The 14755-nt window shown below is 71.0% G+C and carries 16 protein-coding genes; 7 read left to right on the plus strand and 9 right to left on the minus strand.

The window, feature by feature from the left end:
• Positions 1-39: 39 nt before the first annotated feature.
• The gene (locus tag AC3ERS_RS22085; RefSeq protein ID WP_431969954.1) at positions 40-1587 is read right to left on the minus strand and encodes a bifunctional phosphatase PAP2/diacylglycerol kinase family protein; all 1548 of its coding nucleotides are present in this window, start codon (positions 1585-1587) and stop codon (positions 40-42) included.
• A gap of 198 nt (positions 1588-1785) precedes the next feature.
• Here AC3ERS_RS22085 and AC3ERS_RS22090 point away from each other — a divergent pair, with 198 nt between their 5' ends.
• Positions 1786-2208 carry a YciI family protein gene (locus AC3ERS_RS22090; RefSeq protein WP_431969955.1) on the plus strand — a complete coding sequence of 141 codons (423 nt, stop codon included), beginning with the start codon at positions 1786-1788 and terminating at the stop codon, positions 2206-2208.
• 3 nt (positions 2209-2211) lie between these two features.
• Positions 2212-3504, plus strand: coding sequence for an RNA polymerase sigma factor (locus AC3ERS_RS22095; RefSeq protein ID WP_431969956.1), 1293 nt, complete (start codon positions 2212-2214; stop codon positions 3502-3504).
• 82 nt (positions 3505-3586) lie between these two features.
• Here the strand turns inward: AC3ERS_RS22095 and AC3ERS_RS22100 are convergent, their stop codons facing one another.
• Both AC3ERS_RS22100 and AC3ERS_RS22105 read right to left on the minus strand, forming a co-directional pair.
• Positions 3587-3979: a cupredoxin domain-containing protein gene (locus tag AC3ERS_RS22100; RefSeq protein WP_431969957.1), complete on the minus strand. Its 393-nt coding sequence runs from the start codon at positions 3977-3979 to the stop codon at positions 3587-3589.
• A 26-nt stretch (positions 3980-4005) separates the two neighbouring features.
• Entirely contained in the window at positions 4006-4683 is a 678-nt protein-coding gene (locus AC3ERS_RS22105; protein WP_431969958.1) for a phosphodiesterase, read from the minus strand.
• A 269-nt stretch (positions 4684-4952) separates the two neighbouring features.
• Here AC3ERS_RS22105 and AC3ERS_RS22110 point away from each other — a divergent pair, with 269 nt between their 5' ends.
• On the plus strand, positions 4953-5300 hold the full coding sequence (locus tag AC3ERS_RS22110; RefSeq protein WP_431969959.1) for a hypothetical protein: 348 nt from the start codon (positions 4953-4955) through the stop codon (positions 5298-5300).
• 28 nt (positions 5301-5328) lie between these two features.
• Here AC3ERS_RS22110 and AC3ERS_RS22115 read toward each other — a convergent pair whose 3' ends face one another.
• Both AC3ERS_RS22115 and AC3ERS_RS22120 read right to left on the minus strand, forming a co-directional pair.
• A complete protein-coding gene (locus AC3ERS_RS22115) occupies positions 5329-5976 on the minus strand; it encodes a response regulator transcription factor (RefSeq protein WP_431969960.1) in 648 nt (215 codons plus the stop codon).
• Between the two features lie 5 nt (positions 5977-5981).
• On the minus strand, positions 5982-7145 hold the full coding sequence (locus tag AC3ERS_RS22120; RefSeq protein ID WP_431969961.1) for a sensor histidine kinase: 1164 nt from the start codon (positions 7143-7145) through the stop codon (positions 5982-5984).
• Positions 7146-7253: 108 nt separating this feature from the next.
• Between AC3ERS_RS22120 and AC3ERS_RS22125 the strand changes: the two genes are divergently transcribed.
• Positions 7254-8180, plus strand: coding sequence for an ABC transporter ATP-binding protein (locus AC3ERS_RS22125; RefSeq protein ID WP_431969962.1), 927 nt, complete (start codon positions 7254-7256; stop codon positions 8178-8180).
• A complete protein-coding gene (locus AC3ERS_RS22130) occupies positions 8177-8926 on the plus strand; it encodes a hypothetical protein (protein WP_431969963.1) in 750 nt (249 codons plus the stop codon). Before AC3ERS_RS22125 ends, AC3ERS_RS22130 begins: the two co-directional genes overlap by 4 nt.
• A 73-nt stretch (positions 8927-8999) precedes the next feature.
• Here the strand turns inward: AC3ERS_RS22130 and AC3ERS_RS22135 are convergent, their stop codons facing one another.
• Entirely contained in the window at positions 9000-10907 is a 1908-nt protein-coding gene (locus tag AC3ERS_RS22135) for a cutinase family protein (protein WP_431969964.1), read from the minus strand.
• A gap of 209 nt (positions 10908-11116) precedes the next feature.
• Between AC3ERS_RS22135 and AC3ERS_RS22140 the strand changes: the two genes are divergently transcribed.
• A complete protein-coding gene (locus AC3ERS_RS22140; protein WP_431969965.1) occupies positions 11117-11674 on the plus strand; it encodes an RskA family anti-sigma factor in 558 nt (185 codons plus the stop codon).
• Between the two features lie 12 nt (positions 11675-11686).
• Here the strand turns inward: AC3ERS_RS22140 and AC3ERS_RS22145 are convergent, their stop codons facing one another.
• Both AC3ERS_RS22145 and AC3ERS_RS22150 read right to left on the minus strand, forming a co-directional pair.
• The gene (locus AC3ERS_RS22145; RefSeq protein ID WP_431969966.1) at positions 11687-12127 is read right to left on the minus strand and encodes a hypothetical protein; all 441 of its coding nucleotides are present in this window, start codon (positions 12125-12127) and stop codon (positions 11687-11689) included.
• Between the two features lie 128 nt (positions 12128-12255).
• Entirely contained in the window at positions 12256-13482 is a 1227-nt protein-coding gene (locus AC3ERS_RS22150; RefSeq protein WP_431969967.1) for a lipase family protein, read from the minus strand.
• Positions 13483-13793: 311 nt separating this feature from the next.
• Here AC3ERS_RS22150 and AC3ERS_RS22155 point away from each other — a divergent pair, with 311 nt between their 5' ends.
• Positions 13794-13955, plus strand: coding sequence for a hypothetical protein (locus AC3ERS_RS22155; protein WP_431969968.1), 162 nt, complete (start codon positions 13794-13796; stop codon positions 13953-13955).
• 42 nt (positions 13956-13997) lie between these two features.
• Here AC3ERS_RS22155 and AC3ERS_RS22160 read toward each other — a convergent pair whose 3' ends face one another.
• Positions 13998-14717 carry a hypothetical protein gene (locus tag AC3ERS_RS22160; protein WP_431969969.1) on the minus strand — a complete coding sequence of 240 codons (720 nt, stop codon included), beginning with the start codon at positions 14715-14717 and terminating at the stop codon, positions 13998-14000.
• Positions 14718-14755: the final 38 nt, after the last annotated feature.

Consider the following 14755-nt stretch of genomic DNA (forward strand, 5'->3'; position numbering starts at 1 on the left):
GCACAGTGCCGACCCCGCGGCGATTGTCGCCGGTGCGAATCACGCTCCCCAGCGGAACGGTCTGCGGTGATGTGGCCGCGGGCGCTCCGCCCACCGGGGGTTGTCCTCGTCGCGGCGGTAGGCGGCGACCTGGCCCGCCACCGAGAAGCGCAGCCTGCGCGCCTCGCCGAGCACTTCGCCGTCGGCCGCCACCGCTTCCGGATCGCGCACCTGCACGATCAGCTCGGGCACCTGTAGTTCGTTGTAGACCTTGCTGCGCCCGATCGCGGCCAGCAGCAGGGCGAGCACCGCCCTGGTACGAGAGAACCGCAGATCGGCGCGCAGCCAGCGCACGTCGAGCAGGCCGTCGTCGAGTCGAGCGCGGAACGCGGGCACCGCACCGCGCGGATGGTAGGCGCCGTTGCCGATGAACAGGAACCACACGTCGTGCCAGGTCTCGTTCAGCCGGATCCGGACCGGCTGCGCGCGGCGCAGCACGACCACGAGGGCGGCGGCGAACGCGGGCCATTTACCCCACCGCGGTTGCCATTTCTCGCGCAGCCGCACCAGGTCCGGGTAGGCGCCGAGGCTGGCGGTGTTGATCAGATAGTGGGTGCGCGCGCCGTCTTCCGTCTCCAGTTCCACGCTCGCGATGTCGACCGAGACCGCTTCGCCCGCGCCGGTCGCGTCGACCACCTCGCGCAGGTCGTAGACCCCGAGGTCACGGGCGAAATGGTTCAGGGTGCCGGTGGGGACGACGACCAGCGGCAGGTCGTACCGCAGCGCGACGGCCGCCGCCGCGGCGATCGTTCCGTCACCGCCCGCGGCGCCCACCGCCGACGCCCGCTCGGTGCGCGCGGCCAGGATCTCCTCGAACTGCTCGACGCAGTCGCGGCCCGGCTCGGTGCGCAGCACCGTCGCCGCGGGCAGCGCCGCGGCGATGTCGTCGGTCGGATCGTAGTAGGGATCGCCCGAGACCGGATTCACCAGCACGACAAGCCCTTTGCCCTCGACTAGCATCGGCACCTCGCGCACCGCGGTGGCCGCCGCCTCGTCGGACTCGCGCACCGGCCACCAGCGGCGCGAAGCCATCGCCACCCCGGCGCCGACGGCCGCGCCGACGACCACATCCGAGCCCCAGTGCACACCGGTGTGGATACGGGAGTAGGCGACCGTGGCGGCCAGCGGCGCCACCACCACCGCGGTGCGCGGGCTCTCCAGCGCGACGGCCGTGGCGAACGCGACGGCGCTCGCGCTGTGCCCGGACGGGAACGACGAGGAGGTCGGCACCCGGACAAGTCGCCGGTGCGGCGGCAGCAACTGGGCGGCGGGCCTGCGGCGGGCGATCAGCGACTTGAGCACCACGTTGACGGTCACGCTGGTCGCGGCCACGGACACCAAGCCGCGCAGCGCGGCCCGGCGCGTCGCGCCCTGGCGGGTGGCGAGCGCCGCCGCGACGACCGTCCACAGCAGACCGCGATCCGCCGCCCGGGTCAACCGCACCATGCCCCGGTCCACCGCCGACATCGGAATCCGTGCCACCGCACCGGTCACCGCGTGATCCACCTGCTGCACCCGGCGAAAAGTCCGGCCCAACAACGCACTCATTCCGTCGAAAGTACAGCGCCCGCAACATGGCTGCCCGGCACGTTCGACCGAGGCGGGCGCCGCACGCGGGAAAGACGATGCGCCGGGCCCGCCGAGAATCCGCGGAAAAGAATTCGCGGAGGGTGTCGATCCGGCATCTTCTCGTTCGACGTCATCGATGGGAGGGTCGAAGTACGGCCCCGACGGAAGGAGTGATTCGTGAAGTACATGCTGATCATGCGCTCGACGGACGAGGCGCTGGAGGCGGCCGAGAAAGTGCCGTTCGAGGAGATCATCGAGTCCATGGGCAAGTACAACGAGGCCCTGATGAAGGCGGGCGTCGTGGTGGGCGGCGAGGGACTCGCCGAACCCGAACAGGGCTTCGTCGTCGACTACGACGAGGATCCGCCGATGGTCACCGATGGACCGTACGGCGAGACGAAGGAACTGTTCGGCGGATTCTGGATCCTCGACGTGTCCTCCAAGGAGGAAGCGATCGAATGGGCCAAGCGAGCGCCGCTCGGCCCCGGCTCGAAGATGGAAGTCCGCCGCGTCCACGAAATGGAGGACTTCCCCGCGGACAACGAGTGGATTCGCAAAGAGGCCGTGTGGCGCGAAGAGCTCGAGCAGCGCAAGGGCTGACGAATGACCGAGACCGGGCCGGAGCGCCGCGCGAATTCCGATGTGGAGTCGGTGCGGCGCTCGGTCGCGGCGGTCTGGCGGATCGAGGCCGGGCGGATCATCGCGACGCTGACGCGCGCGGTCGGGGATTTCGGCGCCGCCGAGGACCTCGCCCAGGAAGCGCTCGCCGACGCGCTCGCCCGGTGGCCGCACAGCGGGGTGCCGAAGAATCCGGCGGCGTGGCTCACCACGGTCGCGAAACGTCGCGCCGTCGACGGCTGGCGCAGGCAACAGCGGTACGACGAGCGGCTGGCGGCGATCGCGCGCGAACTCGCGACCGAGGGCGCCGAGGGACACGAGCCCGAATTGCCTTGGGACCCCGACGCCATCGACGACGACCTGCTGCGGCTGGTGTTCATCGCGTGTCACCCGGTGCTGTCCAAGCCCGCGCAGGTCGCGCTGACGTTGCGGGTGATCGGCGGGCTGTCGAGCGCGGAGGTCGCCCGGGCCTGTCTGCTTCCGGTGGCCACGGTGCAGCAGCGGATCGTGCGCGCCAAGAAGACCCTCGCCGCGGCCAAGGCGCCCTTCGAGTTGCCGCCGCGGACACAGTTCGAACAGCGGCTCGGCGCCGTGCTCGCGGTGCTGTATCTGATGTTCAACGAAGGGCACACCGCCGCAACGGGATCAGAGTGGATGCGTCCGGAGCTGAGCCGGGAAGCGTTGCGGCTCGGCCGTATTCTCGCGGGGCTCGTGCCACGCGAGCCAGAGGTGCACGGCCTGCTCGCGCTGATGGAGCTGACCGCCGCCCGCTTCCCCGCGCGGCTGGACGCGCACGGCGATCCGGTGCTGTTGGCCGATCAGGACCGGCGGCGCTGGGATCGCGGCGGTATCGTCCGCGGGCGAGCCGCTTTGGCGCGCTGCGACGACCTGGGGCGCGGTCGCGGCCCCTACGCGCTGCAAGCCGGGATCGCCGAATGCCACGCGGTGGCCGCTTCGGTCGCCGACACCGACTGGGAGCACATCGTGCTGCTCTACGACGCGCTCGGCAGGCTGCACCCCTCCCCCGTGGTGACACTCAACCGCGCCGTCGCGCTGTCCATGACCCGCGGACCAGCCGCCGCACTGTCCATCGTGGACGGCTTGATCGCCGACGGCCGCCTCGCCGACTACCACTTGCTGCACGCTACCCACGGCGAACTGCTCGCCCGGCTCGGTCGTCGTGAGCAGGCGCGCACGGCATTTCAGACGGCCGCCCGGCTGACGGAGAACGAACGGGAGCGAATGCTCTTGCTGCGCAAGGCTTCCGCGCGGAACTGAGGGTCGGGTGACGGCTGGCTCGGGCACGACGCCTTCGCCCGCGCGGGCGCGCTGGCCGATATCGATCGACGCTCGACTCTCGTCAATGGACGGGTTCGGAGCCCAGTGGCTCCCGCACGCTGAGCCATCCGTCCATCAGCCCGTGGTATCTGCAGAAGAACGGGTGCGAGCCGACGTCGACCGGCGCGCGGAAGGTGACTGTCTGACCGGGAGCGATGTCGTAATCGAACAGCCCGGGCCGTTTGCTGGTGATGCTGTGCATCACCAGATCGTTATTCACCACCGTGATCTGCGCGCCGGGCGTGATCGGCGGCGTGCCCGGATAGGTGAGGTTCTCGATCGTCATGGTGACGGCGGGGATCGGCGGCGGGCCGGGCGGCACGACCGGCTCCTCCACGACATCGTTGCCGCACGCGGCCGCCATCGCGACCAGCGACAGCAGCGCGGTCAGCCGGAGCGGCGCGGCCACCCGCAACGACCCGCAGGCCGGTCGCGCCGCGTTCACGGCTGTTCGCCACGGCCGCTGCGGCTGCCCACATAGGCGAGTTCACGCACCCTCCCGATCACCTCGGGCAGAATGCGCACCTCGTCGGGATGGTCGGTCATCGGGTCGAAGAAGTCCGTCCGGTAGTCGCCGGGGTCGGCCGGGTGCAGCACCACCTCGGCGAGCTTGCGCTCCGGGCTGCCGATCGCGCTCGCCCAGAGCACGAACGTGGCGGGCTCGTCACGCAGGTGGTCGGCCAGCTGGTCGAGGGACGGCGTCTCGGGCTGGCGGTCGTCGGGCTCGGCGAAGATCCAGGTCGGCGCGGAGTCGCCGAGGCGATAGGGCATCAGGCAGCCGTACCTGGCCGTGCGCCAGCTGCGCGCGGGGGTGATCACGAAGCGGCCGAGCGCGCTGCGGCCGGTGGTCGCCAGCACGAAGTCCCACGGATGCTCGTCGCGGTCGAGCACCCGCAGCGCGAGTCCGAGCACGTCCGGCAGCCCGGCCGGGGTGCCGATGCCCTTGGACAATCGCGCCAGCACGGCGCGCTCCCCCGTCCCGAACAACCACTCGTACTCGGGTTCGGCGTGCAACCGCCCGGACAGTCGCAACCCGTTCGGATACAAGACCCGAGCGTGGCGCAATCTCGCCACCCGGGAGAAAACACCACGTACGGCATCCGCTGCGAGATCGGTCATCGCGACTCCTTCGATCGGGACGGTCGACACTCACCGTCTGCCCCGCCGCGCGGGCACTAAACGGGCCGACCGGGCGGGTCGCACAGACGATGCAGGGGCAGCCTGGGCAAGCGGAGTGTGGCAGGAGCCTTCGCGTGGGTACTCCGTCATCGATGACAAGTACATCCCAGTTTCCCGAGGCGGTGAGCACGATGACATCGACGCAGGCGCTTCGACCGACCACAGAGACGGTCAGTGTGCGAGTACCAGCGGGGCGCATCGGAGTGACGATGCTGCGCACGACCGTGGAATCGACCGCACTGGTCGCCGACGCCGACGCCGAGGACGCGGCCGAGCTCGGACTGATCGTCGAGGAGGTCGCGCGCGGACTCGTCGACGCCGCCACCGACGGCTCGATGCTCGACTGCACCCTGTCGTGCACCGGCCACGCGGCGCAAGTGCGGCTGTCCGCGACCATCCGCTCCGAACTGCACAAGGATCGCCACGCGGTCGGCTGGCAGATCGTGGACGCGCTGACCAGAGACACCAGGGTGCTCAGATCGAGCTTCGATCAGGCCAAACACGGCTATCCGACCGAAGTCGATTTCGATTGGCAGCCGGGGGCTTCCGCCGCCTGAAAGGACAGCGGCCGACGACAGCGCCGGATCAGGGTGTGACGAAACCTGATTCGTAAGCGACGATCACCGCTTGGGTGCGGTCACGCACCCCGAGCTTCCCCAATACCGCGCTCACATGAGACTTCACGGTCTCGGCGCCGATGAACATCTCCGCGGCGATCTCCGCGTTCGACAGACCCTTGGTCATCGAACGCAACACCGCCGCCTCCCGCTCGGTGAGTCCGGCGCGGTCGAGAAGTTCGCGCGCGCGGGCATTGTCGCGTCCGACCGCGAGCGCGCGCAGGGCCGCGGGGTACAGCAGCGAGTCACCTCCGGCGACCGTGCGCACGGCATTGGCGATCTCGGCGGGACGAGATCGCTTGAGCAGGAAGCCGTCCGCGCCCGCTCGAAGGGCACGATAGACGTAGTCGTCGTTCTCGAAAGTCGTGACGATCAGGATTTTCGGCGGTGCGGGCACAGCGCGCAGCACCGCGCGGGTGGCCTCGATGCCGTCCAGCAACGGCATGCGGACGTCCATGGCGATCACGTCCGGCCGCAGCTTCCCGAGGAGCGGGACGACGGCCGCCCCGTCGCCCGCCTCCCCCACGACCTCGATATCGGGCTGGGCGTCGAGAATGACCCGCAGACCCGCACGGGCCAGTGGCTCGTCGTCGACGAGTAGCACTGTGATCGGCACGCGGCTCACCTCGGCTCGCCCAGCGGCAGCTCGACGCGAACCTGCCAGACACCGTCGGCGGGGCCGGTGAACGCGTAGCCGCCGAGAAGTTCCGCGCGTTCGCGAATGCCACGTAATCCGCCTCCGCCGCCGCTCGGCGACGGGAGTTCGGGCAGCGCGTTGGTGACGTCGAGCTCGAGCCGCTCGGCGCCGACGGCGACCCGGACCAGGGTGGGCGACGGCCCGGCGTGGCGCAAGACGTTGGTCAACGCCTCCTGGAGAATCCGGTAGCCCTCGCGCGAGATCGGTCCGGGGACACGGTCCACCGGGCCGGTGGTGCGGTCCTCGATTCGCGCTCCCGCCGATCTCGCGGACTCGAACAGGCGCGGCGCGTCGGCCAGGGTTGGACGCGGACCGCCGGGCGCCTCGGAGTCGCGCAGCACCCGCAGGACGCGATCGAGATCGTCGAGCGCTGCTCGGCCGGTTTCCTCGATGGCGGTCAGCGCTCGCGCGGTGAATTGCGGATCGCCCGCGGTGCGCGCCGCCGCGGCCTGGAGCACGGCGGCGGTGAGCGCGTGACCGATCGAGTCGTGCAGTTCGCGGGCGAGACGATTGTGTTCGAGCAGCTGTTCGGTGCGCTGCTCCAACGCCTTCGTCCGCTCCGCCGCCGAAGGACCGAGCAGCAAACCTGCCAGCGCCGTGACCAGTTCGCCGAGACCGACGAGGGTAGCGAGAACGACGATCACCGGCAGCGGCACGAGAACCACATACCACCAGTGTGGTTGCTCGATCCGTACGAGCGCGTCGAGGGTACCGCCGCCCGCTGCGGCAACGAGGTCCGCGCACAGCAGGATCATCGGCACGCTCACAGCGAGCATCACCGTGCTCAGCGCCAGCCGCGCCTCCAGCCACAGCACCGTGCGCCAGCGGTCCGACCACGACGCAGACGGGGCCGCGGCGATGGTCGCCCGGTCCCGATCGTGGGGCAGCAGGAACAGTCGGGCCTGCATGCCTTCGGCCAGCCGCATCGCCGGTATCAATCCGACCGGAACGGCGAACAGGGCGATCACATAGGGCCGTTCGGCGTCGATGAACAACCACACCGCGACAAATGCCAGGGGCAGGCACAGGTGCAGCCCGCGGGAGTAGGTCACCGGGCGGGCCGGCATCGCGGCGAAGGCACGGAGCATGACCTCATCGTGCCAGCCGCCCGCACCCGATCCGCTCCCCCGAGCGGGGGATATCGAACCCACGCGCAGGGGGAGATTCGCGTCCGCTCCGCGACCAGGCTGGAGGCCGTGACCAGCATCGACGTGCATGAGCTGAGCAAGAACTACGGGCGGATCAGGGCGGTCGACGATGTCACGTTCACCGTGCGGCCCGGCGTCGTCACCGGCTTCCTCGGCCCCAACGGGGCGGGCAAGTCGACGACGATGCGCCTGATCCTCGGGCTCGATCGGCCGACCTCCGGCACCGCCTCGCTCGGCGGGCAGTCGTTCGTCGACTCCGGGCAACCGCTCGCGCTGGTGGGCGCGCTCCTCGATCCTTTCGCCGCCCACCCCGCCCGGACCGCGCGCGACCATCTGCTCGCGCTGGCGGTGAGCAACCGCCTCGCACCGCGCCGCGCCGAGCGCGTGCTCGAGGAAGTCGGCCTCGCCGAGGCCGCGCGCAGGCGGATCAGGACCTTCTCGCTCGGGATGCGCCAGCGGCTCGGCATCGCGGCCGCCCTGCTCGGCGATCCACCGGTGTTGATGCTGGACGAGCCATCGAACGGCCTCGATCCCGAAGGGATCATCTGGATCAGGGAAACGCTGCGCAGACTCGCGGGCGAGGGCCGCACGGTGCTGGTCTCCAGCCATCTGATGGGCGAGACGGCGTCGTTCGCCGACCACCTGCTCGTCCTCGGCCGCGGCAGGGTGCTGGCCGACACGACGCTGGACGATTTCATCGCCACCCACGCGCAGCGCCGCGTCCGGGTGCGCACCGCCACCGGGACACGCGTGCGCGAGGTGCTCACGCGCTCCGGCCTCGATCCTGTCGAGGACGACGACGATCGCTGGCTGGTGCCCGGCGTCCGGGCCGAGGAACTCGGGGCTTTGCTTGCCCGCGAAGGCATTCCGGTGCTCGAACTCGCCGACGAACACGCCTCGCTCGAAAACGCCTACCTCGCCCTCACCTCGGGCGAAGCCGAGTACGCCACCCGACCCACCACCACGGAGGTATGACCGTGTCGTTCGCGCCCGTACTCCATTCCGAATGGATCAAGACCCGTTCGCTGCCGTCGCTCGGCGGCGTGCTCGCGCTGCTGTATCTGGTCACCGCCGGCTTCTCGCTGGTCGGCAGCGCCACCCTCGGTCGCGAGAAGGCCGCCGATCCGGACTTCGACCCGCTGCTGACGTCCTTCTACGGCGTCAACTTCGGGCAGGTCGTGGCGATCTGCTTCGGCGCGCTCTGTGCCGCGGCGCAGCTCGAGAACAACGGGACGCGGGTTTGGTTGCTCGCCGTGCCTCGGCGCGGCCTGCTGTATACGGCCAACCTGGCCGTCATCGCTGGGGCGACCTTCCTCGTCGGCCTGGCGACCGGGCTCACCTGCGTCTTCGCCGGGCAACCACTGCTCGACGAGAGTCGCCTCACCTTCGACGATCCGGCGGGCCTGCGCGCGGTCGTCGGGTGCTCCCTGTATCTCACGCTGATGGCTCTGCTCGGGGCCGGAATCGCCACTCTCCTGCGGAGCCGCGCCGCAGCCATCGGCGTTCTCATCCCAACCGTGCTGTTGCTGTCGTTCGTCCTCGGCGATGTCGGTGCCGACAGCGGCGTCGTCGCCTTCCTCCCGGACCGCGCCGGTCGCCAGGTCCTCGTGCTCGACCCCGTCGGCCCGCTCGATCCGTGGACCGGGCTGCTCGTCACCGCCGCTTGGTCGGCCACGGCGATCTGGGCGGGGTGGCAGCGGCTGCGGCGACACGACGCCTGAGGTGATGGGCGCGTGCCCGAACCCGCCGCGCCGCATCTCACGGCGCCTTCCGTACCGGACCGCGGCCGGTCCCTCACCCAGCGCCGGCGCGATCGAGGAACCACCGCGCCAGCCAGTCGACTGCGGTGCGGCCGTCGGCATCGATCACATAGCGTCCGTAGCTCTGGTGTGCGCCCGAGGCGACGAAGGCGGTGGCGCTCAACGCTTCCGAGATCAATCGGAGCAGGGCATCGGGTCCCTGCCCGCCGACCGCGCCGAGCACGTTGCGCGTGAGCCGGTGCAGTTCCGCGCCCGCGGGGCCGGTGAGGTCGTCCACGGCCAGTGTCACGAAGCCGAACAATGTCGGGATCACGGCGTTCATTCGTGCCGCGATGTCCAGCGGCGCCGCGCCCGCGCCGACGGCCTGGACCACGCCCCACAGATCGTCTTGCAGCAGACTCACCTGACCGACCAGCGCGGGGGTATCGATCTCGGCGAGCGCCCGCACCAGTTGCGCGGCGAGGTGGACCGCGCCGCTGTCGTCCGGGATCAGGCCGAGCAGCCGCGACACCTCACGCAGGTCGTCGCGCACCGTCCACACCAGCGGGGCGAACGCCGAATTGAGTCGCGCGACAAGGTCGTACAGTTCGCGCACGACGGCCGAGAAGTCCACGCCCGCGCCGATCATGGTGGCGAGGCGCACCAGCGCTTCGCCCATCGCGGGCAGCCGCGCGGCGAACTGGACGCTGTCGGCGGCCACCGCCGCGATCCGCCCGATCAGCACCGAGGGCCACCGCTCGGCGAGCACCCGCCACGCCGCGCGCAACGCCTCCTCGGATTCGGTGCGCACCAGCTCGAGCAGCGGCCCGGTCGCGTCGACGACCACAGCGACGACATCGCCTGGCGCAGGGAAAGATTCGGGACCTGGCTCCGCGATCACGTCGAGCGCGTCCAACGCGGCGCCGATATCGGATCGTGCGACGCCGTCCAGCACCGCCGCGGCGAGGCGCTCCGGCGAGCCCGCCGCGCCCGCCGCGAGATCGACTCGCGCCGCGGGATGTTCGTTCATCCAGCGATCCAGCTCACGCAGCGGGCGCAGCGTCGCGCTCAGCTCGCCCGCCGCGGCCGCGAGCCGGGCGGCGGCGTTCGTCCCCACCGCGCCGTATCCACCGAGGCGGTCGATCGCGGCGGGCAGCTCCGCCAGTCGCACGTCGCCGAAATCGGAGGCGAGCAGGGTGTTCAGCGCGGCGGTCGACGAGTCGTTCGCGGTCGCCGGGTCGGCGTCGCTCGGTTGGGCGAGCAACCGTCCGAGGGACGCGAGCAGCGGGTGGGCAGCCACGTCGGTCGAGCAGTACCGGTCTTTGGTCGCGCAGATCTGGGCCGTCACGGCCGACACCGCGCAGAAGCCGCTCGGACGCGGGCCCGCGATGCCCTGGCCGGGGACGGGCGGGCCGATCAGGGTCGCGCCTCCGGTGCCCTGGCGCGGGTCGGCGATCAGGCCCACCGCGAGCACACGGTCCGCGGCGATCGGCGCGCCGGTGCAGCCGATCTCCGCGGCCAGGTCACCCATCGCGTCGGCGCCCTGGCTGTATCCGGCGAGGACGAATCTCGTTGCGGGGCAGTCACGCCCGAAGTCGGTGACAGCGCGCGAGGCCGCCGCGACGCCGGTCGCCTTGCTGTCGCCGTAGGGCATTCGATCGAACGCCGCGGCCTCGTAGGCCGGGAACCGGAAGGCGAACGAGTCGCCGAGACCGGCCGACAACCCGGTGGCCAGCGGCGCCAGCATGCCCACCGGCGCGGTCTCGTCCGCCCACGGATTCGTCTCCCAGGTTCCGGGCAGGAAGACCCCGGCGACCGCAGGGCAGCCCGGGTCCGCCTCGGCGCGCCCGCCGACCGCACCGGGTACGACGGCGGTGACCACCGCGACCACCGCCGCGATCAGCAGCAGCGGCGCCGCACGCATCCCGTTCGAGACCGCGCCGGTAGGTCCGGATCGATTCACCTGAGCACCTCCTGCCGCTCGGGCCCAGGCCGAGTCCCGAAAATCGCCAACCTATTTCATCAATGAAGGCCGCCCACCCGAGGTGAAACGAGAGAATTTCACACAATTCGTCGCCGAAACCCCATCCGCGCGCCGGAGGGCACCGAAGTCCATACCGTCCAATCAGCGAGGGCCACGCTCGGCTCGTACGACGGAAGCACCAAGCAGCGATGACAATGAAGAACCCGCTGGAACACTCCGAGGCGGACCTGCTCGAGCTGGCCTACCCGTACGCGTTGCATGCCGTGACCGAGGTCGAGCGCCGGCTCATCGAAGAACGACGTGCGGCCGCCGACCGGGTGAGCGCCGCGGAGTTCGACGAGACGGTCGACCAGGTGCGAGAAACGTTGGCGGCGTTGAGCGTTCTCGACGCGCGGACCCCGCCCGCCGGTCTGGAGCACCGATTGATGCGGGCGCTCGACTGCGCCGTCGGTCCGGCGTCCGCTCGCCGGAACCGCGGCCGATCGCGCCGGAACCGGTTCGCCGCCGTGCTGGCGCTGTTGATCGCCCTCGGCGCGGGCGTCGCCGCGGTCACCCATCGCCGATCGCGCCTACCAGGTGTGACCGGCGCAGTGCAGTGGGAGCCCGGACCATCGGCGGCCCGCCGCGCCGGACGAGTCGCCCGGCGCGCCGCTCGCGATCCGGGCCCTGAGCGACCGGCACCGCCGCGATCGCTGCCTAGCCCGTCGGCTCCGAGCAGCCGACGGCGACGCCCGCCTCGGGCCTGACTCGAGAAACGATCAGCCGGCCGAACCGGTCGACTGCCGCCGCGGAGTGTTGTCGATCTCGGCGCTGCGGTGCTCGATCAGCACCGGGTAGGTGATCACGACCTCGGGCGGCCCGATGGTGGGCGGCGGGTAGTCGTAGCCACGGCCGTCCGGGTTCATGACCGGCGGGTGATGCTCCAGTTTGCCGGGAACGGTGACGTGCGGGCACCCGGCGAGGACCGGGGTCGTCGCCTGCGGCCGCGCGTACGTCACGACCGAAACCTGGCCCGCCCCATCCGAACACGTCACGACGGACCGCACCCGGTAGGTGTCGTCGGTGTCGTTGCGACAGCTGAATTGCTTGCACGAGACGCCGGGCGCCAGCTCCTGCGCGACCGCCTGCGGCGCCAGCACCCCGGCCGCCGCCATGACGAAGGACGCGAGGCCGAGGCCGAACGTCAACCTTTGACGCATCAGTGAATCACTCCTATCGAAGGGCCCCGACCCGACGGCCAATATACCGACGATCGCCGTGTGCGCACCGTGCCCGCCTTTCACCAGCGGCGTTGCCCGGCAGGAGATTTGGAATTCCGCGCGGGGCGTCACACGGCCGGAGCCAGCTCGCCGAACCACGCGAGGATCTGGGGCAGCGCGAGGCGAACGGTCGCCGAGTGGTCGACGGGCCCGAGATCGACCACGCTCGCCCGGTCGCCGCCGAGTGTCGCGAGGCACAGTTCGGCGTTCGCCGCGGGCACGGCGCGGTCGGCCGAGGAAACGTAGAGCCGCACCGGCGCGCGGGGCGTCCAGTCGCAGGCACGGTCGCTGTCGGTCATCGCGCGCAGCGCCGCGCCGGTCGGGTCGAGCGCGAGGGCCTGGAAGCGCGGGGTCAGCAGTTCGCGCGGGGTGGCGGGCAGTGCGGTGGAGACCGTGAGAACGTCGTGACGACCGTCGAAGAGCTGTTCCACACGCTCGGCGTAGGGCTGCTGGAACGCCTCGCCCGGTTCGTCGTAGAGGTGGTAGATCCGATTCATCGCGGTGAGCCAGTAGGCGATGTACAGCACCGCGGCGCGCGAGGTCATGCGGCCGTCCAGCGCGGCGGGCGCCTGCACCTCGCGGACGGCGTACGGACCGCTCACGGCGGCGACTCCCGCCAGCGTGAAACCGAGGTCCGGCGCGGCGGCCACCCGCTCGGCCAGGGCCATCGCGGCCTGGCCGCCCTGGGAGAACCCGGTGACCAGCAGCGTGTCGTCGAGCTCGCGCCCCTCCCGCTCGGCCACCGTCCGCGCGGCGCGCAGCAGATCCACCGACGCGCTGGCCTCGGTCGGCGCGTGCGCGTACGGGTGCACGCCAGGCCCCTCGCCGAGGCCGAGATAGTCCGGGGCGACCGCTGCGTACCCGGCGGCCGCGAACAGGGCGGTGCGTGCCCGGTCCGTCTCGGCGTCGGCGGAGGGCGCTTCGTCCTTGCGCACGATCGTGCCGTGCGCATAGCTGACGACCGGCAGCCTGCGCGCCTCGGTGCGCGGCAGGACCACGAGGCCGCTCGCGGTGGTGTCGGCGCCGTCGGGCGCCGAGGTGCGATAGACGACCCGGTAGGCGTCGACGCCGTTGCGGACCGGGGTCTCGATCGCCCATTCGTCCAGGTACGCGGCCGTCTGCTCGGTCGTCGTGCCGAGCACCGGCGTCACCGAGACGACCTCGCCGGGCGACCCCGCGACGCCGCCGCGCTGCGCACCGCACGCCACCAGCCCGGCCAGCAGCAGGACCAGCGCCGACACGAGCGCCACCGAGGACCGAAGCGCCCGCCTCGGCGCAGCCGCCTTCGTAGCCATCAGCCCACACTCCCACCACGAGCGGGTAATGCGCCACCGACCGGCGGAATCAGGAGTGCCACCTCTCTCGGCGTTCGCAAACCAGGCGCCGTACGGGACGTGCCTCCGAAAAGTTTCCCTCCCGAAATGCTGACGTCCGCTAAAATTGTGGCTACCTGGAATCAGAAGTGGGTCGACGTCCTGACCGCGTGATCTCGTTCGGGGGCAGGAAGTCCAAGGGGTTCTCCCGTCGGTCCTGTGCAATGGAGCACGCCGCGATGGCTCGCGGCCCGACCACGTATGCGCCCGGCCCACCTGCCGAGGAGGCACGCATGGTCGACAACGCCGCAACCGAGCAGTCCGAACCCGATCCCGCCGTCGTCATCTGGCCCGAACCCAGTCGGCTCGACGCCTGGTGGCAGCGCGTCATGTTCGGATCGAGCGCTCGGCCGGCCACCCCGCGCGAGTCACGGTACGGCACCACGCGGCAGTAGCCTTTTCCACGCATTTCGACCGCTCCGCGCCCGGAGCGTCGCTCAGCTCGGCTCAGAGACGTCGACGAGCGGTTCTTCGGGGTACGTCGCGTCCGTCATCGAGTCGTCGAGCACCATCCAGCTCGCCCGAGCGGGACCGAATGCGTTGCGCGCGTTGGAGATCACCGTCTCGGCCAGCACCCGGTTGCCGGTCGCGCCGACGATCGCGCCGATGCCCGCCGGGATCACCCGCCCGAACGCGAGCACACTGCGTTTGGCGATGGCCGGCACGACGATTCGCTCGAGCACGTCCTCGTTCAGGCTCGACACACCGGGAATCCGGTTCGCGAGCTCGGTGGCCCAGTTCTTGGCCGCGTTCGCGGTGTTCTTGCCGACGAACTGGACGCCGCCGGGTCCGAACACGATGCCGGACACCAGCGCGGTCTCGCGCGCGATCTCATCGGGTTCGACACCGTGGATCGCGGCGGCGGTGAGCGCGTAGAGCAGCGACGCCTCGACGAAGAAGACCGTCTCCACACCCATCGCCGCCAGGCCGGTGACCACGCCGATCCCCGGCACGGCAGCGCAGACGCCCACCGCGGCGCCGCTCGCGGTCACCGCGAGGAGATAGTGCCGCCGCACGCGTTCGAGAACCTGCTCCGGCGTCTCGTCTGGATACGCGCCGCGCAGCCAGTCTTCGTACCGTTCGACCAGCGGCGTCTGCGCTCTCGCGCTCTTGTCGATCGCCGACAGCACGATCTTGTCCACCCGTTCCCGGATCATCGACCACGACCTTCCTGCGTCCGCCCGCGGGCGGAGCG

The organism is Nocardia sp. bgisy134 (genome assembly GCF_057708325.1).